This is a genomic window from Acidovorax sp. GW823-FHT05D11, assembly GCF_058795695.1.
Window position 1 is genome coordinate 4944384 of record NZ_CM179502.1, and the last position, 22988, is coordinate 4967371.

General features: G+C 69.1%; 23 protein-coding genes. 5 read left to right on the forward strand and 18 right to left on the reverse strand.

Going from position 1 to position 22988, the window contains the following annotated elements; all coding sequences use genetic code 11:
- Positions 1-15 precede the first annotated feature (15 nt).
- From AC3RCE_RS22720 to AC3RCE_RS22730, 3 genes are all read left to right on the forward strand, one after another.
- The gene (locus AC3RCE_RS22720) at positions 16-1668 is read left to right on the forward strand and encodes an FAD-dependent oxidoreductase (protein ID WP_369643520.1); all 1653 of its coding nucleotides are present in this window, start codon (positions 16-18) and stop codon (positions 1666-1668) included.
- Between the two features lie 14 nt (positions 1669-1682).
- The gene (locus tag AC3RCE_RS22725; protein WP_218297010.1) at positions 1683-1943 is read left to right on the forward strand and encodes a DUF2783 domain-containing protein; all 261 of its coding nucleotides are present in this window, start codon (positions 1683-1685) and stop codon (positions 1941-1943) included.
- 103 nt (positions 1944-2046) lie between these two features.
- A complete protein-coding gene (locus AC3RCE_RS22730; RefSeq protein WP_492254022.1) occupies positions 2047-3015 on the forward strand; it encodes a Bug family tripartite tricarboxylate transporter substrate binding protein in 969 nt (322 codons plus the stop codon).
- Between the two features lie 169 nt (positions 3016-3184).
- Here AC3RCE_RS22730 and AC3RCE_RS22735 read toward each other — a convergent pair whose 3' ends face one another.
- From AC3RCE_RS22735 to AC3RCE_RS22745, 3 genes are read right to left on the reverse strand one after another with little or no spacing between them, the layout of a single operon-like run.
- On the reverse strand, positions 3185-3766 hold the full coding sequence (locus AC3RCE_RS22735; protein WP_492254023.1) for a DUF2062 domain-containing protein: 582 nt from the start codon (positions 3764-3766) through the stop codon (positions 3185-3187).
- The gene (locus AC3RCE_RS22740) at positions 3757-3918 is read right to left on the reverse strand and encodes a hypothetical protein (protein ID WP_218296916.1); all 162 of its coding nucleotides are present in this window, start codon (positions 3916-3918) and stop codon (positions 3757-3759) included. Before AC3RCE_RS22740 ends, AC3RCE_RS22735 begins: the two co-directional genes overlap by 10 nt.
- 15 nt (positions 3919-3933) lie before the next feature.
- A complete protein-coding gene (locus AC3RCE_RS22745) occupies positions 3934-4914 on the reverse strand; it encodes a TerC family protein (protein WP_492254024.1) in 981 nt (326 codons plus the stop codon).
- 264 nt (positions 4915-5178) lie between these two features.
- On the opposite strand from AC3RCE_RS22745, the gene AC3RCE_RS22750 reads away from it, so the two are divergent.
- Positions 5179-6084 (forward strand): LysR family transcriptional regulator, encoded by a 906-nt coding sequence (locus tag AC3RCE_RS22750; protein ID WP_492254025.1) that lies wholly within the window; start codon positions 5179-5181, stop codon positions 6082-6084.
- A gap of 23 nt (positions 6085-6107) precedes the next feature.
- Here AC3RCE_RS22750 and AC3RCE_RS22755 read toward each other — a convergent pair whose 3' ends face one another.
- From AC3RCE_RS22755 to AC3RCE_RS22820, 14 genes are all read right to left on the reverse strand, one after another.
- Positions 6108-7274: an ABC transporter substrate-binding protein gene (locus tag AC3RCE_RS22755; protein ID WP_492245103.1), complete on the reverse strand. Its 1167-nt coding sequence runs from the start codon at positions 7272-7274 to the stop codon at positions 6108-6110.
- A gap of 118 nt (positions 7275-7392) precedes the next feature.
- On the reverse strand, positions 7393-8142 hold the full coding sequence (locus tag AC3RCE_RS22760) for an ABC transporter ATP-binding protein (RefSeq protein WP_218341295.1): 750 nt from the start codon (positions 8140-8142) through the stop codon (positions 7393-7395).
- A complete protein-coding gene (locus tag AC3RCE_RS22765) occupies positions 8139-10052 on the reverse strand; it encodes a branched-chain amino acid ABC transporter ATP-binding protein/permease (RefSeq protein ID WP_492254026.1) in 1914 nt (637 codons plus the stop codon). Before AC3RCE_RS22765 ends, AC3RCE_RS22760 begins: the two co-directional genes overlap by 4 nt.
- Positions 10049-11077 (reverse strand): branched-chain amino acid ABC transporter permease, encoded by a 1029-nt coding sequence (locus AC3RCE_RS22770; protein ID WP_492254027.1) that lies wholly within the window; start codon positions 11075-11077, stop codon positions 10049-10051. The genes AC3RCE_RS22765 and AC3RCE_RS22770 overlap by 4 nt, the downstream gene beginning before the upstream one ends.
- Before the next feature lie 234 nt (positions 11078-11311).
- On the reverse strand, positions 11312-12469 hold the full coding sequence (locus tag AC3RCE_RS22775; RefSeq protein ID WP_492254028.1) for an ABC transporter substrate-binding protein: 1158 nt from the start codon (positions 12467-12469) through the stop codon (positions 11312-11314).
- A 125-nt stretch (positions 12470-12594) separates the two neighbouring features.
- Positions 12595-13224, reverse strand: coding sequence for a TetR/AcrR family transcriptional regulator (locus AC3RCE_RS22780; RefSeq protein ID WP_492254029.1), 630 nt, complete (start codon positions 13222-13224; stop codon positions 12595-12597).
- A gap of 134 nt (positions 13225-13358) precedes the next feature.
- Positions 13359-14444: a 1,2-phenylacetyl-CoA epoxidase subunit PaaE gene (paaE, locus tag AC3RCE_RS22785; protein ID WP_492254030.1), complete on the reverse strand. Its 1086-nt coding sequence runs from the start codon at positions 14442-14444 to the stop codon at positions 13359-13361.
- Positions 14445-14469: 25 nt separating this feature from the next.
- Positions 14470-15012: a 1,2-phenylacetyl-CoA epoxidase subunit PaaD gene (gene paaD / locus AC3RCE_RS22790; protein ID WP_492254031.1), complete on the reverse strand. Its 543-nt coding sequence runs from the start codon at positions 15010-15012 to the stop codon at positions 14470-14472.
- Complete coding sequence (gene paaC, locus AC3RCE_RS22795) at positions 15012-15788, reverse strand: 1,2-phenylacetyl-CoA epoxidase subunit PaaC (protein ID WP_492254032.1); 777 nt, start codon at positions 15786-15788, stop codon at positions 15012-15014. Before paaC ends, paaD begins: the two co-directional genes overlap by 1 nt.
- A gap of 11 nt (positions 15789-15799) precedes the next feature.
- Complete coding sequence (paaB, locus tag AC3RCE_RS22800) at positions 15800-16129, reverse strand: 1,2-phenylacetyl-CoA epoxidase subunit PaaB (protein ID WP_186457925.1); 330 nt, start codon at positions 16127-16129, stop codon at positions 15800-15802.
- A 25-nt stretch (positions 16130-16154) separates the two neighbouring features.
- A complete protein-coding gene (gene paaA, locus AC3RCE_RS22805; protein WP_492254033.1) occupies positions 16155-17168 on the reverse strand; it encodes a 1,2-phenylacetyl-CoA epoxidase subunit PaaA in 1014 nt (337 codons plus the stop codon).
- A 22-nt stretch (positions 17169-17190) separates the two neighbouring features.
- Positions 17191-18498: a phenylacetate--CoA ligase PaaK gene (paaK, locus tag AC3RCE_RS22810; RefSeq protein ID WP_492254034.1), complete on the reverse strand. Its 1308-nt coding sequence runs from the start codon at positions 18496-18498 to the stop codon at positions 17191-17193.
- Between the two features lie 26 nt (positions 18499-18524).
- Positions 18525-18992: a hydroxyphenylacetyl-CoA thioesterase PaaI gene (gene paaI / locus AC3RCE_RS22815; RefSeq protein ID WP_218341290.1), complete on the reverse strand. Its 468-nt coding sequence runs from the start codon at positions 18990-18992 to the stop codon at positions 18525-18527.
- 12 nt (positions 18993-19004) lie between these two features.
- Positions 19005-19808: an enoyl-CoA hydratase-related protein gene (locus tag AC3RCE_RS22820; RefSeq protein WP_218341289.1), complete on the reverse strand. Its 804-nt coding sequence runs from the start codon at positions 19806-19808 to the stop codon at positions 19005-19007.
- Between the two features lie 144 nt (positions 19809-19952).
- Between AC3RCE_RS22820 and paaN the strand changes: the two genes are divergently transcribed.
- Positions 19953-21632: a phenylacetic acid degradation protein PaaN gene (gene paaN / locus AC3RCE_RS22825; protein WP_492254035.1), complete on the forward strand. Its 1680-nt coding sequence runs from the start codon at positions 19953-19955 to the stop codon at positions 21630-21632.
- A gap of 66 nt (positions 21633-21698) precedes the next feature.
- On the opposite strand, the gene AC3RCE_RS22830 is transcribed toward paaN, so the two are convergent.
- The gene (locus AC3RCE_RS22830) at positions 21699-22919 is read right to left on the reverse strand and encodes an MFS transporter (protein ID WP_492255426.1); all 1221 of its coding nucleotides are present in this window, start codon (positions 22917-22919) and stop codon (positions 21699-21701) included.
- Positions 22920-22988: the final 69 nt, after the last annotated feature.

Sequence of the window (22988 nt, forward strand, 5' to 3'; positions counted from 1 at the left end):
TGGAGGAGACAAAAGATGAACCCCAGAGACATTCCTGCCGAGGCGTTCCACGCGAGCGGCCCGGACGTGCAGGCCATCGATTTCGGCTACGTGCGCTCACCCGACCAGGACAGCGCCGCGCCCGCGCCGCACCCCATCGTAGTCGTGGGCGCGGGCCCCGTGGGCCTGTCGCTCGCCATCGACCTGGCCCAGCGCGGCCAGCGCGTGGTGGTGCTGGACAACGACCACAAGCTCTCCATCGGCTCGCGCGCCATCTGCTTCGCCAAGCGCACGCTCGAAATCTGGGACCGCCTGGGCGTGGGCCAGCGCATGGTGGACAAGGGCGTGTCGTGGAACGTGGGCAAGGTGTTCCTCAAGGACGAGCAGCTCTACGAATTCAACCTGCTGCCCGAAGAAGGCCACGAGCGCCCCGCGTTCATCAACCTGCAGCAGTACTACGCCGAGGCCTACCTGGTGGAGCGCGCGCTGCAGCTGCCCGGCATCGACATCCGCTGGCACAACAAGGTGACCGCCGTGGCCGCACGCAACGACGGCGCCCTGCTCAGCATCGACACGCCCGAAGGCCCCTACCAGGTGGATGCGCAATGGGTGGCCGCCTGCGACGGCTCGCGTTCGCCCCTGCGCCAGATGATGGGACTGGAAAGCAAGGGCCGCATCTTCCAGGACCGGTTCCTGATCGCCGACGTGAAGCTGGCGGGCGATGCGGACTTCCCGACCGAGCGCTGGTTCTGGTTCGACCCGCCCTTTCACCCCGGCCAGAGCGTGCTGCTGCACCGCCAGCCGGACAACGTGTGGCGCATCGACTTCCAGCTGGGCTGGGACGCCGACCCGGAAGAAGAAAAGAAGCCCGGGAACATCATCCCGCGCGTGCAGGCGCTGCTGGGCGCGGATGCGCAGTTCGAGCTGGACTGGGCGAGTGTCTACACCTTTGCCTGCCTGCGCATGGACCAGTTCGTGCACGGCCGCGTGGTCTTCGCGGGCGACAGCGCGCATGGCGTCTCGCCCTTTGGCGCACGCGGCGCCAACAGCGGCGTGCAGGATGCCGAGAACCTGGCCTGGAAGCTGGACTGGGTGCTCAAGGGCCGGGTGGGCCCTGCCCTGCTGGCCACCTACGGGCCCGAGCGCGAGTACGCGGCGGACGAGAACCTGTGCAACTCGACCCGCGCCACCGACTTCATCACGCCCAAGAGCGAGGTGAGCCGCCTGTTCCGCGACGCGGCGCTGCACCTGGCGCGCGAGCATGCGTTTGCGCGCCGCATCGTCAACAGCGGACGCCTGTCGGTGCCGGCCACGCTGCACCAGTCGCCGCTGAACACGCCCGACGCCGACACCTTCGCGGGCACGCAGGTGCCCGGCGCGGTGCTGCTCGACGCTCCCCTGACAAAACAGGGCCGCCCCACGTGGCTGCTGCGAGAGCTGGGGCCGGACTTCACGCTGCTGGTGTTTGGCCCCGCCCCCACCTGGGCCCGGGACCTGGCCCATGTGCGGGTGCTGCAGATCGGCATCGACGTGATCGACCACCAGGCGCTGGCCGCGCAGCGGCTCGATGCCCAGCCACGTACCGTGTACCTCGTGCGCCCCGACCAGCATGTGTGCGCACGTTGGCGCACCCCCACCGAAGCGGCGGTGCGTGCCGCCCTGGCCCACGCCACGGCGCCGGCCCCCTGACAAGGAACACCTTCATCATGCTCAACACCCAGCCCCACCTGCAGGCCTGCGACGATTTTTACGAGGCGCTGATCGCTGCGCACCAGGGCCTGTCCACGCCCGAGAGCCACGCCATGAACGCCCGCCTCGTGCTGCTGCTGGCCAACCACATCGGCGACCAGGCCACGCTGCTGCATGCCCTGCAGCTGGCGCGCGGCGCCGCGATGCCACTGGCAGACCGGCGCGCCACCCAGGCCATCACGCCCGTGGTGCCCACGCACGCCCTGGCGGCCTAGCCGCGCCCCCGCACCCCATCCGCCCCCCGGGGCTTGGCACCGCACGGACGGTGCAAGCCCCGGCTTTGCCCGATTCTTTTGACGACACCCCGGAGACGACACCATGCTGCGCAAACACTTCCTCGCCACCCTTGCCGGGCTGGCCCTGGCCACCACCCTCCCCCTGGCCCATGCCCAGGACACCAAGCCGCTGGAATGGGTGGTGGGCTATGCCGCCGGCGGCGGCTCGGACATCGTCGCGCGCACCATCGCCGAGTCGATGTCGGCCACGCTGGGCCGCCCCATCGTCATCAACAACAAGCCCGGCGCGGGCACCAACATCGCGGCCGAGTACAGCGCGCGCAACAAGGACTTCGGCAACCTGATCTTCTCGGCCGACTTCGCCACGCTGGCGGCCAACCCGTTCCTGTTCAGCAAGCTGAGCTACAACGCCGAGAAGGACTTCCAGCCCGTGGGCCTGCTGGTGCGCTTCCCCATGTTCCTCGTGGTGTCCAACAACGTGCCCGCCAGGAACCTCAAGGAGTTCATGGCCTGGGCCAAGGGCCTGCCCGACGGCGTGAACTGGGCCTCGGCCGGGCCCGGCAGCCCGCACCACCTGGTGGGCGAGCTGTTCCGCGAGCAAAGCGGCCTCAGGCTCACGCACGTGCCCTACCGGGGTGCGGCACCGGCCATCCAGGACGTGATCGGCGGCCAGGTCCCGGCCATGTGGATCGACAGCGCCACCGTGTACCCGTTCCTTGCCGCCGGCAAGGTCAAGGCCATCGGCGTGGCCAGCCCGCAGCGCGTGGGCACCATGCCCGACGTGGCCACCATTGCCGAACAGGGCCTGCAGGGCTTCGAGGGCTTTGCGTGGCAGGGGCTGGTCGCCCCCCATGGCACCTCGGCCGAGGCGGTGGCCCAGTTCAGCAAGGCCCTTCAAACCGCCCTTGCCGACACCCGCACGCGTGCGCGCCTGCAGGCCCTGGGTGTCGAACCCTTGCCCGGCACCGCCGCGCAGATGGGGAGCTTCGCGCGCGCCGAACGCGAGAAGTGGGGGCGTGTGATCACCAAGGTGGGCGTCAAGCTGGATTGAGCCCCCTGAGCGGCTGCGCCGCTTCCCCCTCAGGGGGACGCCACCCGCGGCCTGGCCAAGCCAGTCCCGCGGTGGCACTGGCGATAGCAGCGCGCCGGTTTCGCTGCCCGTGGACTCCAGGATCTGCGGGATTTCGCGCTTCGGAAAGCGAGCAGCGCCGATTCGTCCGTTACGCGGCGGCTGAGCGGCAGCGCGCCAGCCGGCGCTTGCGCTGCAGGGCGGGGGCCAGCCACAGCACCTGCACCACGGCGTAACCCAGCGCCGCGAGCAGCAATCCCAGCGTGGGCAGGCCGACCAGCAGTGGCGTGCCCAGGGCCTGGATCCAGGCCGCCATCGCCTGCACGGAGAAATCGCCGCCCGGCGCCACGCTGTTCCATGGCGGCAGGGTTTGCGTGCCGGGCATCACCAGCGCGCCCAGGTAGAAGGCCAGGGCATACAGCGGCACGGTGGTGAACGGGTTGGTATAGAAGGTGGCCACGCCGCCCGCCACCACGTTGCCGCGCAGCCACGCGCACACCAGCAGGGTGCCGGGGATCTGCAGCGGGCCGGGAATGAGCCCGCAGAACATGCCGGCCGCCACACCGCGCGCCAGCGGCTGGCGCTGAAAGCGGAACAGCTCGCGCCGCTCCAGCCAGGGCCGCAAGCGGGCGAGCCAGCCCCGGTCCAGGTGCACGCGGGCCCGGGGTTCCAGGCCGCGCAGCCAGCGGCGCAGGGTGCACAGCATCTGCATCACCACCCTGATCAGCTCCACGCCAGGGCCGCGGCCGTGCCGGCGCCCCACAGGGCGGCAAGGCCCGCCAGCAGGCGCACGTCCCGCCGCTCATTGCCGGCGCGGTACGCCGTCACCGTCGCCCCCACCAGGCCCACCAGCACACAGAGCATGATGGCATCGAGCAATTGCATGGTCTCCTACTCCCTTCAGTCCTTGGATGGCGATGCCAGGGGCTTGTGGGCGCCCGGGGCCGAGTTGCGCAGCGACAGGAAGATCGAACCCGCGATCAGCGATGCCGTGACCAGCAGCGCGTAGCCGATCGGAATCTTCACGAGGTCGATGAGCAGCATCTTGCCGCCGATGAACACCAGCACCAGGGCCAGGCCATAGGCCAGCAGGTGGAAGCGGTCGGCCAGGTCCGCCAGCAGGAAGTACAGCGCACGCAGGCCCAGGATGGCGAAGATGTTGGCCGTGAGCACGATGAACGGGTCGCTGGTGATGGCGAAGATGGCCGGGATGCTGTCCACCGCGAAGATGATGTCGGTGGTGCCGATGAGCACCAGCACCACGAACAGCGGGGTGTAGTGCTTGACGCCCTGGACCAGCGTGGAGAGCTTTTCGCCGTCGAACTGGTCGGTGATGCGGATGCGCTTCTTCAGCAACCTGAGCACGGGGTTGGTCGCGATGTCGGGCTCCTGCCCGGCCGCGAACCACATCTTGGCACCCGTCACCACGAGGAACGCGCCGAACACGTACAGCAGCCAGTGGAAGGTGGCCAGCAGCCAGGCGCCTGCCAGGATGAGCAGCGTGCGCAGCACGATCGCGCCGATGATGCCGATGATGAGCGCGCGCTTCTGGTACTGCGGCGGCACGGCGAAATAGCTGAACAGCATCAGGAACACAAAGATGTTGTCCACCGAAAGGCTTTTTTCCACCAGGTAGCCGGTGATGAACTGCATCGACACCGTGTTGGCCACCTCGCGGCCCTGGCTGCCGTCCAGGTACCACCAGAGGATGCCCACGAACACGAAGGCCAGCGAGAACCACAGCAGGCTCCAGCGCGCGGCCTCCTTCATCGTGACCTTGTGCGCGCCCTGGCGCTCCATCACCAGCAGGTCGATGCCGATGGCCACCACCACGAAGACGGCAAAGCCCGCCCACATCCACCAGGTTCCGATCGTTTCCATGAAGTCTTGCTCCTTCGCGCGACGGCGTCAGCGCCGCGAACGCGGCAGGGGTGGCAGGCCCGGGGTCGGGGCGGACAGGGGAAGGGGTGCGGCGTGGCGCATGGGTTCTCTCCGGTGCAATGGGTTGGCATTCAGGACAAGCCCGCACTGTAGGGATGCTTTTGCATCTTAAAAACCTGCCTTCACGGTACTATTTGTTCGGTTTTTACGAACCAATCAGTTCCTGCACCGATACCCCTTCAACGCACTGGGATACGCAAGACCATGAGCCAGAGCTTCAACTACCGCCACCTGTACTACTTCTGGGTGGTCGCCAAGGAGGGCGGCATCGCGCGCGCCGCCGAGCGGCTGGACATGGCCGTGCAGACCATCAGCGCGCAGGTGCGCTCCCTTGAGCAGGCCCTGGGAACCAGCCTGCTGCGCACCGAGGGGCGCAGCCTGGTGCTCACCGAGGCCGGCGTGGCCGCGCTGCACGAGGCCGACCACATCTTTGCCCTGGGCGAGCAGCTGACCCACCGCGTGCGCGAGGCCGCCAGCGGCCAGACGCTGCGGCTGAACCTGGGCATCTCGGACGGCATCGCCAAGCTGGCCATGCACCGGCTGCTCACGCCCGTGCTCGACGAGCCCCACCTGCGCCTGCTGTGCCACGAGGGGGAGTTCCAGCCGCTGCTCGGCGAGCTCGCGCTGCACAAGCTCGACGCGGTGCTGGCCGACCGCGCCGCGCCGCCCAACCCGGCCCTCAAGACCACCAGCCAGCTGCTGGGCACGAGCGCCGTGGCCTGGTATGCCCCACCCGTGTGGGCCGAAGCGGCGGCGCGGCAGTTTCCGCAGAGCCTGGCGGTGGTGCCCGTGCTGCTGCCCACGGACCATGCGGCCATGCGTGCGCGCATCGACCACTGGCTGGAGCGCGAACGCATCCGCCCACGCATTGCGGGCGAGTTCGAGGACAGCGCCCTGCTCAGCACCTTTGCCGCCACGGGCATGGGTGTGATGCCGGCCCCCGTGTCGGTGGGCGCGCACCTGCAACAAACCCATGGGCTGGTGCAGGTGGGCGCCACGCCCGACGTGCAGGAGCAGTTCCACCTGATCTACAACGCGCGCAAGGTCATGCACCCGCTGCTCACGCGCTTGCTGGAAGCCTCCGAGGGAGGTGCGCTGCTCAACTCCTGAGCAGCGCGTGCTGCCTGTGCGGCCTATTTGGTGAACCGGCCGTCGCGGCCCATCATGAGCAGATCCACGAACTTGCCCGAACTGTGCTGCGTGGCCGACAGCTCCACGGGGTAGCCGCCCAGGTTCACGCTCTTCATCGACTCCATGGCCTGCACCAGCCCTGCGCGCGTGGGCTTGGCGCCCGCGCGCTGCAGCGCCTCGACCAAGAAGCGGGCGGAGATGAATCCCTCCATCTGGCTGAAGGTGTACTCGGTGATGCCCTTGGCCTTGGCCAGGGTCTGGAACTCGCGAGAGATCGGCATGCTCTGGTTCCACGGCGAGGGCACGACCTGCGACACCACCACGCCCCGCGCGCGCTCGCCCAGCGCCTTGACCAGCTGGGCGTTGCTGATCACCGAGAGCATGTAGAAGGTGGAACGGTGCCCGGCCGCCAGGTAGGCATCGACGAAATCCACGCTGGGCTTGCCCGCGCTGATGACGATGATGGCCTGGGGCGTGGCCTTGGCCACCGAGGCCACGGCGTCCGCCATCTTCGAGCCATCCACCTCCAGCGGGGCCTGGGCCACGAGTTCCACCTTGTGGTTCTTGACCGACTTCTCGACCGAGGCCAGCCCGCCCGTGCCGAAGGGGTTGTTGAGGTAGACCGCCGCGATGCGCGCGATGCCCACCGAGGCCAGTTGCTTCACGGTGGCATCGAGCTCGGTCGCATAGCCTGCCTTGATGTTGAACACGTAGCGGCTGCTGGCCTGGCGCAGGCCGTCGGAGCCCGTGAACGGCGCGATGAAGGGCACGCCGCGCTCCTCGGCGATCGGCAGGGCGGCCAGCGCGGGCGGGGTGCCCGCGTACTGGAACAGCGCGAGCACCTTGTCCTCGTCGATCAGCTTCTTCGTGTTCTCGGCGGCCTTCTTGGGGTCGTAGGCATCGTCGATGGCGACCACGCGGATCTTGCGGCCGCGCACGCCGCCCGAGGCATTCACATGGTCGAAATACAGGGCCGCGCCCTGGCGCACCTCGCTGGTCAGCGCCGCGAGCGGGCCGCTCAGCTGGCAGGACTGGCCGATCACGATCTCGCTGTCGGTCACGCCCGCGCTGTCCTGGGCCCAGGCCGTTCCCGCCAGACCCGCGGCCAATGCCCCACCCGAACGCAAAAACGCCCTGCGTGCCAACCCTGGCTGAACGCCTGTCTTCATGCTTTGTCTCCTGTCGTATTCATGGATCTTCACAACGCAAAAGCCCTTCCGCAGCCCCAAGGCCTGCGAAAGGGCGAAACAGGACGGTCGCTGCGCTGCGCGGCGGTCCTCGGGACTTTCAATGGGCTTCGGCCCGGGCGTGCGCCGCCCCTCCCATACCCAGGTAGGTGTCGATGATGCGGCGGTCGTTGAGCAGGTCCTGCGCGGCGCCCGTGAGCGCCACGGCGCCCATCTCCAGCACATAGGCGCGGTCGGCCACGCGCAAGGCGGCGCGGGCGTTCTGCTCCACCAGCAACACCGACACGCCGTGCTGGCGCAGCGAGGACACCACCTGCAGCACCTCGCGCACGATGAGCGGCGCCAGGCCGAGCGAGGGCTCGTCGAGCATCAACAGGCGCGGGCGGGCCATCAGCGCACGGCCGATGGCCAGCATCTGCCGCTCGCCGCCCGAGAGCGTGGAGGCCAGCTGCACGCGGCGCTCGCGCAGGCGCGGGAAGATGCCGAACACCTCTTCCATGCGCTGCGCCTGGTCGCGCTGGCCCTTGCGCCAGCGCGAGAAGCCGCCGAGCAGCAGATTGTCCTCCACCGACATCTCGCCAAAGAGTTCGCGCTTTTCAGGCACCAGGGCCACGCCGCGCGCCACCATGGCTTCCACGCTGGGGCGGGCGATGCGCTCGCCGGCCAGGGTGATGGAGCCGGTGGCAGGCAGCAGGCCCATGGCCGCGCACAGCAGCGTGGTCTTGCCGGCGCCGTTGGGGCCGATCACGGTGACGATCTCGCCCTCGTTCACGTCAAGCCGGACCTGGTGGACGGCCTCCACGGGGCCGTACGACACGGAGAGGTCCTGCAGTTGCAGCAAGGCGGTCATGCGCGGGCTCCTTCGGTGGCGGCAGCGGCGGGCAGGTCGTCGTCGGCACCGCCCAGGTAGGCATCGAGCACGCGCTGGTTGCTCTGCACCTCCACGGGCGTGCCCTCGGCGATCACGGTGCCGAACTCCAGCACGGTGATGCGGTCGGCCAGGTTCATCACGAACTCCATGTCGTGCTCCACCACCAGGATGCCCAGGCCCTCGGCGCGCAGTTGGCGCAGCAGGTCGGCCAGGGCCTTCTTTTCCAGATGCCGCAGGCCGGCGGCGGGCTCGTCGAGCAGCAGGATGGCCGGCTGGCCGGCCAGGGCACGCGCGATCTCGACGATGCGCTGCTGCCCCAGGGCCAGCGAGGCGGCGGGCGCATCGGCATGGGCACCCAGGCCGCAGCGCTCGATCTGGCGGCGCGCCTCGGCCAGCAGGGCGGCTTCCTCGGCGCGGTCCAGGCGCAGCATGGAGGCGATCCAGCCGCGGTGGGCGCGCTGGTGCGCGCCCAGGGCGACGTTCTCGACCACGCTGCGCTGGCCCAAGAGGCGCACGTGCTGGAAGGTGCGCGCCATGCCCAGGCGCGCGAAGGCGCGCGAGGGGCGGCGCAGCATGGCCTGGTCCACCAGGCGCACCTCGCCCTCGGTGGCGTCGTCCACACCCGAGATCATGTTGAAGAAGGTGCTCTTGCCAGCCCCGTTGGGGCCGATCAGCGCGTGCACCTCGCCGGCCTTCACGTCCATGGAGACATTGTTGTTGGCGACCAGGCCGCCGAAGCGCTTGGTCACGTTGCGCGCCTGCAGCAGCACCGTGCCGGCCGTGGGCAAGGTACGCTGGCCCAGCTGTGCAGCCTCGCGCACCGCGCGCGGCGCCTCGCGGCGCAGCCAGCGCTCGCTCAGGCGGTTCAGCGTGGGCCACAGGCCGTCGGCAAAGCGCTGCAGCACGAAGACCATGAGCAGGCCGAAGACGATGACCTCGAAGTTGCCGCTGGTGCCCAGCAGCGAGGGCAGCACGTCCTGCAGCTTTTCCTTGAGCAGGGTGATGAGGGTGGCGCCCAGCACCGCGCCCCAGAGGTGGCCGGCGCCGCCGACCACGGCCATGAACAGGTACTCGATGCCGATGTTGAGGTTGAACGGCGTGGGGCTGACAAAGCGCTGCAGGTGCGCATACAGCCAGCCCGAGATCGCCGCCAGCAGCGCCGCCAGCACGAAGAGCTTGATGCGGTAGCGCGCCGTGTCCACGCCCATGGACTCGGCCATCACCCGCCCGCCCTTGAGCGCACGGATGGCGCGGCCCTCGCGCGAGTCGAGCAGGTTGTGCAGCAGCCACAGCGACACCAGCAGCACCGCCCAGATCAGCACGCCGATGGCGCGCGGCGAGGCCAGCGAGAGGCCCGCCACGACGAGCGGCGGCACGCCGGTGATGCCGGTCTGCCCCCCCAGGAATTCCATGTTGCCGAACAGGTAGTACAGCGACAGGCCCCAGGCGATGGTGCACAGCGGCAGGTAGTGGCCCGACAGCTTGAGCGTGACCGAGCCCAGGCCCCAGGCCACCGCGAAGGTGATCACAAGGCCGAGCACCAGCCCCACCCAGGGCAGGCCGGCCATGCCGACGATGCCCGAGAGCGCCTGCACCGACGCGGGCGCCGTGCAGATCCAGGCCGTGGCATAGGCGCCGACGCCCACGAAGGCCGCCTGGCCGAAGGAGGTCATGCCGCCCACGCCGGTGAGCATGACCAGGCCCGCCGCGACGATGGCATACAGGCCGATGTAGCTGAGCATGACCACGGTGAAATCGGGCAGGAAGCCCCAGCACAGGGCCAGCAGCGCCACGGCCGCGAGCGTGAGCTGGGTGCGCGTGGCGATGCCGCGCGATGTGCCTGCATCTTGTGTGCCGGCAGCCATATTCGTCTTGACGGGCGTGCTCATTCCTCATCCTCCACATGGCGGCTGTTGAGCGAGCGCCACCACAGCACGGGAACGATCAGCGTGAACACGAGAACCTCCTTGTAGGCACTGGCCCAGAACGATGCAAAGGCCTCCAGCTGGCCCACGATCAGCGCGCCGAGCAGCGCCATGGGATAGCTGCCCAGGCCGCCCACGATGGCCGCGACGAAGCCCTTGAGGCCGATCAGGAAACCCGTGTCGTAGTACACGGTGGTGAGTGGGGCGATCAAGAGGCCCGAGACCGCACCGATCAGCGCGGCCAGGGCGAAGCTCACGTCGCCCGAGAGTTCGGTGGGAATGCCCATGAGGCGCGCCCCCACGCGGTTGAGGGCCGTGGCGCGCAGCGCCTTGCCCACCATGGAGCGGCCGAAGAACAGGAACAGCAGCATCACCAGCGCCAGCGTGACGCCCAGCACCACCAGCGACTGGCCCGAGATGGGAATGCCCGCGAGGTCGAAGCGCGCCTCCGAGAACGGTGGCGTGCGCGAGCCTTCGGCGCCGAAGAAAAGCAGGCCCAGGCCCACCAGCACGCCATGCAGCGCCACCGAGACGATGAGCAGCATCAGCACCGTGGCATCGGCCAGCGGGCGATACGCCAGGCGGTACAACAGCGGCCCCATGGGCGTGATGAGGATCAGCGTGGTGAGCGCCTGCATGCCCAGCGAGGTGGGGCGCAGCCCGATGATGAGTGCGCACGCCAGCAGCGGCAGCACCAGGCACCAGACCACGGTGGCGGGCCAGTTCACGGGGCTGCCGCGCTGAAAGCGCACCACCTCGACCAGCAGCACCACAGCGGCCATGCCCAGCAGCAGCCACAGCGTGGCAGGGATGCGCCCGCCCTGCATCATGGCCATGGTCAGCGCCCCGAAGGCCACGAACTCGCCCTGGGGGATGAAGATCACCCGGGTCACGGAAAAAACCAGCACCAGCGCCAGCGCCATCAGTCCGTAGATGGCGCCATTGACAATGCCGTCCTGCCCCAGCAGCAGGGCAATCTGCAAATCCATATTCAGCTTTCTTTGAGAAGCAGGTCGACCAGCACTTACTACATATTTAATAGCTGCCAGCGCTTTACCAGTAAGCGCCAGAGGCCATTTTCATGGTATTTCCAGACAGCTCTTCGCCGAAGAGACGGACACCACGAAACCGGCGCGCCCCAGACCAGCGCCACCGTGGAACTGGCTTCGCCAGGCCACGGGTGGCGTCCCCTTGGAGGGGAAGGCGCGCAGCGCCTCAGGGGGTCAGGGAATGTATTTCCAGGTCCCGTTCTCGATCTTGACCATCACGCGGGCGCGCTGGTCCAGGCCCAGGTGGTCGTTCTCGGACATGTTGAAGATGCCGTGCGCGCCGGGCACTTCCTTGATCTGCTCGAGCGCATCGCGCAGGGCCGTGCGGAATTCCACGGTGCCGGGCTTGGCCTTCTTCAGGGCCACCGGCACGGCGGCGGCCATCAGCACGCCGGCATCCCAGCCATGGGCGCCGAAGGTGGAGACGCTGTCCTTGCCGTGGGCGGCCTCATAGGCGGCCACGTAGGCGCTGGCCGACTTCTTCACCGGGTGCGAGGCGGGCAGCTGCGAAGCCACGAGCACCGGGCCGGAGGGCAGGAAGGTGCCTTCCACGTCCTTGCCGCCCACGCGCAGGAAGTCGGCATTGGCCACGCCGTGGGTCTGGTAGACCTTGCCGGTGAAGCCGCGCTCCTTGAGCGCCTTCTGGGGCAATGCGGCCGGCGTGCCGGAGCCGGCGATGAGCACGGCGTCGGGCTTGGCCGAGATCATCTTCAGCGTCTGGCCCGTCACCGAGGTGTCGGTGCGCGCATAGCGCTCGTTGGCCACGATCTGGATCTTCTTGATGGCGGCGGCCTTGCCGAACTCCTGGTACCAGCCTTCGCCGTAGGCGTCGGCAAAGCCGATGAAGGCCACGGTCTTCACGCCGGCGTTGGCCATGTGGTCCACGATGGCCAGCGACATCATGATGTCGTTCTGCGGGGTCTTGAAGACCCACTTCTTCTTGGCGTCCATGGGCTCGACGATGCGCGCCGAGGCGGCCATGGAGATCATGGGCGTCTGCGCTTCGGCGACCACGTCGATCATGGCCAGCGAGTTGGGCGTGGTGCTCGACCCGAGGATGATGTCGACCTTGCTTTCGCTGATCAGCTTGCGCGTGTTGCCCACGGCGGTGGTCGTGTCCGACGCGTCGTCGAGCACGATGTAGTTGACCTTCTGGCCGCCGATGGTGCGCGGCATCAGGGCGATGGTGTTCTTCTCGGGGATGCCCAGCGAGGCGGCGGGGCCGGTGGCCGACACCGTGACGCCGACGGTGATGTCGGCCAGGGCGGCGCCGCAGGCCATGGCGGCGGCTGCGGCCACCAGCGCGATTTGTGCGAAGCGGGTTTTTTTCATGCGTTTGTCTCCTGTGGAAAAGAAAGGATGGTGTTGTCAGCGCAGGCAAGCAAGGAAGATTCAGCGCTGTTCCGGCTCTTGTCGGCCGGTATCGGGTACGCGGTGGTGAACGTGCGTGGCCATTGTCATGGACGCGCGGGTCTTTGGGCCTGTTCAATGGGCATTCGGACGGCAGGAAATCCACCAAAGAACAGGTCCGCAACGATGGGCGCCATGGTCCCGTAGTCGAGTTCGCCGTCGGGCTTGAGCCAGGTGAACATCCAGTTGATCATGCCGAACAGCAGCATGGTCAGCGCCTTGGTCAGGCCGGCGGCATCGGTGTCGGGGCGCAGTTGCCCCAGCGCGGTGGCGAAGGCGGCCACCACGGCGCGCTCCTTGCCCAGGATGCGCTCGCTGTCCTCGGGCTGCAGGAAGCGCACGTCCTCGGTCAGCACGCGGTGGGCGTGCTGGGCCTCGGCGTATTCCTCGACGAAGCGGTGGATCAGTTCGCGCAGCCGCGCCTCGGGCGCGAGCTGCTGGGCCTCGACCTCCTCCACCAGCGCCTGCAGGCGCGAGACATGGCCGTCGGCGATGTGCACGAGCAGGTTGTACTTGTCGCGAAAGTAGTGGTACAGCGTGGGCTTGGACAGGCCGCAGGCCTCGGCCACCTCGTTCATCGAGGTGGCGGGATAGCCGCGGCGTGCGAACAGTTCGGCGGCATGGCGGAGGATCATTTCGCGCTGGTCGTCGTATCCGGGGGAGCGTCCTCGGGCCATGGGCAGTTTTCCTTTGCATCCTGGAGTGAAGGGGCGCCATCTTGCCGCATCCGGGGGCATCGCAGGCCCACGGCGGCCCATTCCTTGCCGATGCCAGGCACCGTGTGCAGCGGTGGATGCCGTCATAGCGACCATCAGCGTTCGTCGAACGACAGCACCACGCTGTCGGACAGCGGCCGGCACTGGCAGGTGAGCACGAAGCCGGCGGCCACCTCGTTCTTGTCGAGCGCGAAGTTGCGCTCCATGCGCACCTCGCCCTCCACGCACTTGGCGCGGCAGGTACCGCACACGCCCGAGGTGCACGAGAACGGCACCTCCAGCCCGGCGGCCGAGGCCGCATCGAGGATGCTGGCCTGCTCGCCCGAGAACGGGAATTCGCGCCGCAGGCCGTCGCGCACGATGGCGATGCGGGAGGTCTTGGCATCGCCCGGCAGCGCCTCGTGCACCACCGCGCCGACCTGCCCTCCTGCGGGCAGGGCCACGCCGAAGCGCTCCACGTGGATGCGCTCGGCCGGCACGCCGCCGGCCAGCAGCGCGGCCTCGGCCTCGTCGTTCATCTGGAAGGGGCCGCAGATGAAGGCCTCATCGATCTTCTGCGCGGGGATCAGCGCCTTCAGGAACTCGGCGAGCTTCTCGCGGTTCACGAAGCCCATGTTCAGCGGCGCGTCGGTCTGCTCGGCCGAGAACACATGGTGCAGCACCAGGCGCGTGAGGTAGCGGTTCTTGAGGTCCTCGATCTCCTCCTTGAACATCGTGGACTGCAGCGTGCGGTTGCCGTAGATCAGCGTGAAGCGGCTGCGGGGTTCGCGCGCCAGCACCGTCTTCATGATGGACAGGATGGGCGTGATGCCGCTGCCGCCCGCGATGCCCAGGTAGTGGCGCTGCGCGGCAGCCTGGATGGGCACGAAGAAGCGGCCCTGCGGCGCCATGACCTGCAGGGTGTCGCCCACCTTGAGCTGCGCGTTGATCCAGTTGGAGAACACGCCGCCGTTGACCTTGCGCACGCCCACGCGCAGCTCGGCGTCGTCCACGCCGGCGCAGATGGAGTACGAGCGGCGCAGGTCCTGGCCACCGATGTCGGTGCGCAGCGTGAGGTACTGGCCCTGGGTGAAGCCGAAGACCTCGCGCAGCTCGGGCGGCACGTCGAAGGAGACGATGACGGCCTCGGCCGTGTCGGGCTCGATGGCGCGCACGCGCAGGGGATGGAAGATAACGCTCATGTCGGTGTCTTGTGGTGGGTGGCCGTCACAGCGGCTTGAAATGTTCGAAGGGCTCGCGGCAGGCCATGCAGCGGTACAGCGCCTTGCAGGCCGTGGAGCCGAAGGCCGAGAGACGCTCGGTCTGCAGGCTGCCGCAGCGCGGGCAGGCCAAAGCCGGCGCTGCAGCCCCGGTGCGCGGCATGAAGCGCAGCGGCACCTCGGTGCCCGGCGGCAGCGGGCCGGGCGGCGCGATGCCGTAGGCCAGCAGGCGCGCGCGGCCGCGTTCGGTGATCCAGTCGGTGGTCCAGGCCGGGGCACGCTGCAGCGTGGCGCGGGCCGGGCCCAGGCCGGCCGCCACGATGGCGGCGAGCACGTCGTGCTCGATCACCTCGGTGGCCGGGCAGCCCGAATAGGTGGGGGTGAGCACGATCTCCAGGCCATCGCCCGCCAGGCGCACGGCGCGCACGATGCCCAGGTCGCACACGGAGACCGCGGGCACCTCGGGATCGGGCACGCCGTCGAGCACCTGCCAAGCGCGGGCAATGCGCGCGTCGGCGGTCTCAAAAGGCGCCACGGCTTCGGCCATCATCACCACACGCCTCCGGGAAAGCTGCGCTGCAGGTACTGCATCTCGGTCAGGATGTAGCCCATGTGCTCGCTGTGCACGCCCTGCTTTCCGGTGCTGCGGAACGCTGACTCCTGGGGCGTGGCCAGGCTGGCAGCGGCCAGGATCTGCGCCATCTCGCCGGTCCAGGCGTCCTGCAGGTCGGCCCAGCGCGGGCCCAGACCGGTGGCGTGGGCGGATTCGTCCACCGCGTCGACCACGAAAAGCTCGGGCGTGTAGCGCCACAGGGCCTTCAAAGCCGCTTCGGTGCGGCGGCGCGATTCGACCGTACCGTCGCCCAGGCGCACGACCCAGTCGGCCGCATGCTGCTGGTGGTAGCGCGCCTCCTTGAGGGCCTTGCCGGCAATGGCGGCCAGCTCCGTGTCGCTGGAGCTGGCCAGGCGCTCCCACAGCAGCTTGAACAGGGTGGCCACCATGGCGTTGCGCACCATGGTGAAGGCGAAGTCACCGCGCGGCAGCTCCACCAGGGTCACGTTGACATAGTCGCGCTCGTCGCGCAGAAAGGCCAACTGGTCTTCGTCGTGGCCGCGGCCTTCGAGCTGGCCGGCGCGGGTGAGCACGGCGCGCGCCTGGCCCACGAGGTCCAGCGCCATGTTGGACAGGGCGATGTCCTCTTCGAGGACGGGGCCGTGGCCGCACCATTCCGAGAGGCGCTGGGCCAGGATGAGGCAGGTGTCGCCGATGCGCAGCAGGTACTGCACGGCCGGGTCCTGGCTGGTGTGGATGCTGGTGGCTTGCATGGCGGGCGCGCTCACATGTGGTCCACGGACTCGGGCAGCACGTAGAAGGTGGGGTGGCGGTAGACCTTGTCCTGCGCGGGATCGAAGTACATGGACTTCTCGCCGGGGTCGCTGGCCACGATCTGGTCGGAGCGCACGACCCAGACGCTGGTGCCTTCCTGGCGCCGGGTGTAGACGTCGCGCGCCAGCTGGATGGCCATGCGCGGGTCGGCCGCATGCAGGCTGCCGCAGTGCTTGTGGTCCAGGCCGGCCTTGCTGCGCACGAAGACTTCCCACAGCGGCCATTCGGTGGCCATGGCGGGATCGGCGGCGGGGGTGGAGGGAGAGGATGGGGTCGTCATGGGGAAATCTCGGATCTCGGTGAAATCAGGCGGCAGCGCGCACCGGGGCGTGCTTGGCGGCATGGGCCAGGGCGGCTTCGCGCACCCAGGCACCGTCGTCCCAGGCCTTGACGCGCGCGCCCAGGCGTTCTTCGTTGCAAGGGCCGTCGCCGCCGATCACGCGCCAGAACTCGCTCCAGTCGATGGCGCCGTGGTCGTGCGCCTGGCGCTCCTCGTTCCATTGCAGGTCGGGGTCGGGCAGCGTCACGCCCAGCACGCGGGCCTGCTCCACCGTGGCGTCGATGAACTTCTGGCGCAGGGTGTCGTTGGAGACGCGCTTGATGCCCCAGCGCATCGACTGCGCGGAGTTGGGCGACTGGTCGTCGGGCGGGCCGAACATCATGATGGAGGGCCACCACCAGCGGTTGACTGCGTCCTGCACCATGGCGCGCTGGGCGTCGGTGCCCTGCTGCATCATGGTGAGCAGCGCGTCGTAGCCCTGGCGCTGGTGGAAGCTTTCTTCGCGGCAGATGCGCACCATGGCGCGCGCATACGGCGCGTACGAGCAGCGGCAGATCGGCACCTGGTTCATGATGGCCGCGCCATCGACCAGCCAGCCGATGGTGCCCATGTCGGCCCAGGTCAGCGTGGGGTAGTTGAAGATGGAGCTGTACTTGGCGCGCCCGGTGTGCAGCGCATCCAGCATCTGGTCGCGCGAGCTGCCCAGCGTCTCGGCCGCGGCGTACAGGTACAGGCCGTGGCCGCCCTCGTCCTGCACCTTGGCCAGCAGGATGGCCTTGCGCTTGAGCGTGGGCGCGCGCGATATCCAGTTGCCCTCGGGCAGCATGCCGACGATCTCCGAGTGCGCATGCTGGCTGATCTGGCGCAGCAGGGTCTTGCGGTAGTGATCGGGCATCCAGTCCTTGGCCTCGATGAATTCGCCCGCGTCGATGCGCGCGTCGAAGGCCTCCTGGCGCTGCATCTCCTCGGCGCTGCGCAGGGCCTTGTTGCCGGCGTCGCCGCCTTCCTTGCCCATGGTGTCCATGGCCTGGGTGTACATGGTGTGGTCCTTTCGTGAAGGGTTAGCGTGGGCGCTGGTCGATCACGCGGCGGGCCTTGCCCACCAGCGTGCGTTCGATGGAATCGGTGGCCAGCACCTCGACCTGGCAGGTGATGCCCACCAGGGTCTTGATGCGGTGCTGCACCCAGCCGGTGAGGTCGGGGCGCTCGCCGTCGGCCACGCCGGGCTGCAACTCGCAGCGCACGGTGACCTGGTCGAGGTTGCCGTCGCGCGCCACCAGGATCTGGTACTGGCCCGAGAGTTTTTCGTTCTGCAGCACGATCTCTTCGATCTGCGTGGGGAACACGTTCACGCCGCGGATGATGAGCATGTCGTCCGAGCGGCCCACGATCTTGCCCATGCGGCGGAAAGCGCGCGAGGTCGGAGGCAAGAGGCGCGTGAGGTCGCGCGTGCGGTAGCGGATCATGGGCAGCGCCTCCTTGCTCAGCGAGGTGAAGACGAGTTCGCCCTCCTGGCCGTCGGGCAGCACCTCGCCCGTCTCGGGGTCGATGATCTCGGGGTAGAAGTGGTCTTCCCAGACCACGGGGCCGTCCTTGCTCTCGATGCACTCGCTGGCCACGCCCGGGCCCATCACTTCGGACAGGCCGTAGATGTCCACCGCGTCGATGCCGGCCTTGGTCTCGATCTCGCGGCGCATGGCCTCGGTCCAGGGCTCGGCGCCGAAGATGCCGATCTTGAGCGAGCTCTCGCGCGGGTCCAGCCCCTGGCGCACGAACTCCTCGTTGATGACCTGCATGTAGGACGGCGTGACCATGATGATGCTGGGCCCGAAGTCGCGGATCAGCTGCACCTGCTTTTCGGTCTGACCGCCCGACATGGGGATCACCGTGCAGCCCGCGCGCTCGGCGCCGTAGTGCGCGCCCAGGCCGCCCGTGAACAGGCCGTAGCCGTAGGCGATGTGGACCAGGTCGCCGGCGCGCCCACCCGCTGCGCGGATGGACCGTGCCACCAGGTCGGCCCAGGTGTCGATGTCCTTGAGCGTGTAGCCCACCACCGTGGGCTTGCCCGTGGTGCCCGAGGAGGCATGGATGCGCGCCACCTTTTCGCGCGGCACGGCGAACATGCCGAAGGGGTAGTTGTCGCGCAGGTCCTTCTTGACGGTGAAGGGGAACCTGGAGAGGTCGGACAGCTGCGTCAGGTCCGACGGGTGCACGCCCTTGGCATCGAAGGCGCGCCGGTAGTGCGGCACGTTGTCGTAGGCGTGCTGCAGCGTCCAGCGCAGGCGCTGCAGCTGCAGCGCCTGGACCTCGTCGCGGCTGGCGGTTTCGATGGGCTCCAGGTCGCCTGGAGCGGGGTGGCGCACGGCCATGGATGTCTCCTGTAATGGTGATGGGGTCAGCGGCCGGCGGCATCGGCAAGCGGCACGGTGTGCTTGCCCTTCATGCAGTACGAGCGGCCGCGGAACACCGCGATGGCCTCGCCGCGCTGGTTGTGCACGTTCACGTCGTAGACGCCGGTGCGGCCGGCCAGCGAGACTTCGGTGGCCACGGCCGTGAGGCGGTCGCCCTCGCGCGCGGGCGCCAGGAAGTCGATGGACAGGCCCGAGGCCACGGTCATGTCGTTGCGCGCATTGCACGAGAAGGCGAACGCCGAATCGGCCAGTGTGGTGATGAAGCCGCCGTGGCAGATGTCGAAGCCGTTGAGCATGTCGGCGCGCACGGTCATCTCGAGCGTGGCCCGGCCCGGCGCGATGGCCGTGATGGCGATGCCCAGGCCCTGCGTAGCGCGGTCGTTGGCGAGCATGCCGGTGCGCACGTGCTCGGCGATGGCCTGGGGGTCCATGGCGGTGGTAGAGGAATCCATGGGGCTACTCGATCAGCGGTCTTTGAAGACGGGGGCGCGCTTGCCGATGAAGGCCTCGACGCCCTCGCGGTAGTCGGCCGAGGCGCCCAGCGTGCGCTGCACGGCCGCCTCGCGGGCCAGGGCTTGGCCGTAGTCCATCTGCGCGGAGGCATCCATCGCATTGCGCGTGGCCACCAGCGCCGTCACGGGCATGGCGGCCAGGCGCTGGGCCAGGGCCTGGGCTTCGTCCTGCAGGGCCGCATCGTCCACGCAGCGCCAGATCAGGCCCAGGCGCTCGGCATCGGCCGCGGGCAGCTTGTCGCCCAGCAACGCCAGGCCCAGGGCCTGCGCACGGCCCACCAGGCGCGGCAGCAGCCAGGTGCCGCCGGTGTCGGGCACCAGCCCGATCTTGGTGAAGGCCTGGATGAAGCTGGCCGAGCGCGCAGCCAGCACCAGGTCGCACGAGAGCGCCAGGTTGGCGCCCGCGCCGGCGGCCACGCCGTTGACGGCGGCCACCACGGGGATGGGCATGCTGCGGATGCGCAGGCACAGCGGGCCGTAGAGTTTCTCGATCACTTCACCCAGGTCCTTGGGCGCGGCGCCGGGCGTGAGGTCGGGCGCCACGGCCGGGTCGGCCAGGTCCTGCCCGGCGCAGAAGGCCCGGCCCGTGCCCGTGAGCACCACGCAGCGCACCTCGGTGTTAGCCGCAGCGGCCTCCAGGGCGTCCAGCAGTTGCGCATGCAACTCGGCGGTAAAGCTGTTGAGCGCGGCGGGCCGGTGGAGCGCCAGTGTTTGCACGGCGCCCGACTGCGTCACAAGGACAAGGGGTTCAGACATGGATGCTCCTGCCTACCAAAGTGGGGAAACGTTGTATTGATCGGCCGCAAACATTATTGACCGACCGTTCGGTAGAGAATAAACTTTCCACAACCCTGACACAAGTCAAACCCCTCAGGGCAAACCCTTAACGGAGACAAATACATGCCCCTGTTCGATACGCACCGTGCCCTGCTCGATGGCGCCCTGGACGCACTGGCCACGCGCGGCCACTGGACGCCCTTCCCCGAATCGCCCTCGCCCAAGGTCTATGGCGAGACCGGCCAGGCCGACGGCCAGGCGGCCGTGGCCGCCCTGCTGGGCAAGGATTTCCCGCTGCAGCAGCCCGGTGAACAGGGCCGGCTGGCGACAGAACGCTCGCCCTACGGCGTGGCGCTGGATGTGCGCTACCCCGACTGCGACGTGCACGCGCTGGTGGCAGCGGCCCAGGCGGCCGAACCCGCGTGGCAGGCACTGGGCGCGCAAGGCCGCGTGGGCGTGCTGCTGGAGGCGCTCATGCGCATCCACCGCCGCAGCCATGAGATCGCCCACGCCGTGATGCTGACCACCGGCCAGGGCCCGATGATGGCCTTCCAGGCCGGCGGCCCGCACGCCCAGGACCGCGCGCTCGAAGCCATCGCCTACGCCTGGAAGGCCATGGCCGACGTGCCCGGCGAGGCGCTGTGGGACAAGCCCCAGGGCAAGAACCCGCCGCTGGTGATGCAAAAGCACTACGAGATCGTGGGCCGCGGCGTCGCGCTGGTGGTCGGCTGCGCCACCTTCCCCACCTGGAACACCTACCCCGGCCTGTTCGCCGCGCTGGCCACGGGCAACCCGGTCATCGTCAAGCCCCATCCCCATGCCGTGCTGCCGGCCGCGATCTCGGTGAACATCCTGCGCGAGGTGCTGGCCGAGCAGGGGCTGGACCCGAACACCGTGACCCTGGCCTTGAGCCCCCGCGCCGAAGACACCCAGGCCCTGGCCACGCACAGCGCGGTGGCCAGCATCGACTTCACGGGAAGCAACCAGTTCGGCCGCTGGCTCATCGACAACGCCCGCCAGGCGCGCGTGTATGCCGAGATGGCCGGAGTGAACACGGTGATCATCGAATCCACCGACCAGTACGCGGCCCTGCTGCGCAACCTGGCGTTCACGCTGTCGCTGTACAGCGGCCAGATGTGCACCACCACGCAGAACATTTTGGTGCCGCGCGGCGGCATCGCCACCGACGAAGGGCACAAGAGCTTCGAGCAGGTGGGCGCGGACCTCGCCGCCGCCGTGACCGAGCTGGCCTCGAACCCGCGCGTGGCCACCTCGGTGCTGGGCGCCGTGGGCTCGCCCGAGACCGTGGCGCGCATGCAGCGGGCCAGCGGCCAGGGCCGCCTGGTGCTGGCCTCGCGCGCCCTGCCCCACCCCGAGTTCGCGAACGCACAGATCCACACGCCCGTGATCGTGGCGCTGGAGCAGGCCGACAGCGCCATCTACGGCCAGGAATGCTTCGGCCCCGTGTCCTACCTGGTGGCCACCGATTCGGGCGCCGCCAGCCTGCAGGTGGCCGAGGCCACGCTGCGCGAGCATGGCGCACTGACCCTGGGCGTGTACTCCACCGACCGCGCCTACATCGACGCCGCCATCGCCCTGGGCCGGCGCACGCGCGTGGCGCTGTCCATCAACCTCACGCAGGGGGTGTTCGTGAACCAGTCGGCGTCGTTCTCGGACTACCACGCCACGGGCGGCAACCCGGCCGCCAACGCCAGCTACACCAACCTGGCCTTCGTGGCCGACCGCTTCGTGATCGTGCAGCGGCGCGAGCATGTGCAGGCGGGGTCCGCTGCGGCAGCGTGATCGGGCGGGCGGCAGGTGGCGGGGCGCCGCGGCCCCTGCCCGCTCCGCCAGGACGTGTTTGCGGTCTCAGGCCGGGTGCTGCCGGCGCACCCACCACGACAGCCCCAGGCCCACCACCGAAGCCACGCCGGTGACCGCCCAGGTGAAATGCCAGCCGCCCGCCAGGCCCGCCACCCAGGCCACCAGCGGCGGGCCCAGGAACTGGCCACAGGCCGAGCACTGCTGCACCCAGCCCATCGTGGTGGACACCGTGTGCTCGCTGGGCGCCACCCGGACCGCCAGGGCAAACAAGGTGGCCGGAATCATCCCGCCCACCGCTGAAAACGCCACCACGGCAGCGAACCGAAGAACCGCGCCATCCCCCGCCAAGGGGCTGAAGGCCACCACCGTGGCCAATGCCGTGCCGCCGAAACCGAGGGACAACAGACGGTGCGTGCGCCAACCCGCCCGCATCAAGCCACCGGCCCCCAGGTTCCCCACCACGTTGGCCGCGCAGGCCAGTGCGGTCAGCGCACCGGCAGCCACGCCGCTGACGCCCGCCTGCATGTAGATGGAGGGCAGAAACCCGATGACGGCCAGCCACTGGCAGGAGTACATGCCAAACGCCACCGCCACCACCCAGGGCCCGGGACTGGCCAGGGTGAGCCGCAGCCGCCGCGCCAGAAGGACCACCGCGGGAGACAGCGGGTCCGTGCGCGGCCGCGCCACGGTGGCGCGCAGCGCATCCGGGCCAACGGCCAGGGCCAGCCAGAGCCCCGCGCAGCCCGCCAGCACACCCAGCAGACCCCACCAGGCCTGCCAGCTCCACAGCCCCATGACCACCGGCCCCGCCAGAAGCGCCAGGGCAACGCCGGCGGGCATGTAGGCACCCCACAGCCCCATGAAGGCGGGCAGCCTGGCAGCGGGCACCAGCTGCCGCATCAAGCTGGGCGCCGGCAGCACAACCCACAGGAAACCCAGCCCCTCCAGCGCCCGCAATGCCAGCAGGTCCGCCGGATGGCGGGCCCCCACGCCCGCCAGGCTGGCGATACACAACACGCCCAGCCCATACAGCATGCTGCGCCGCAGGCCAAAACCATCGGCCAGCGCCCCCACCAGAACGCCGAGCAGCATGCCCGCCAGCTGGACCGCCGACAGCAGGAAGCCCGCCTCGACCAGCGAGACCCCCAGCGTCTCCCGCAGCACGGTGATGGCGGGTGGGATCTTGCCGATGTGCAGCGCGGCCGCGAGCCCCGCCAGAAACACGGCGATGGGCGCGCGCAGGGGAAAGGAAGTCAACGGGGGCATCTTCAAGGCATGGATTCGGAAGGAAGACGGGCGGATGGCATGCGCCCCCCACACCATAGCCGACAGCCG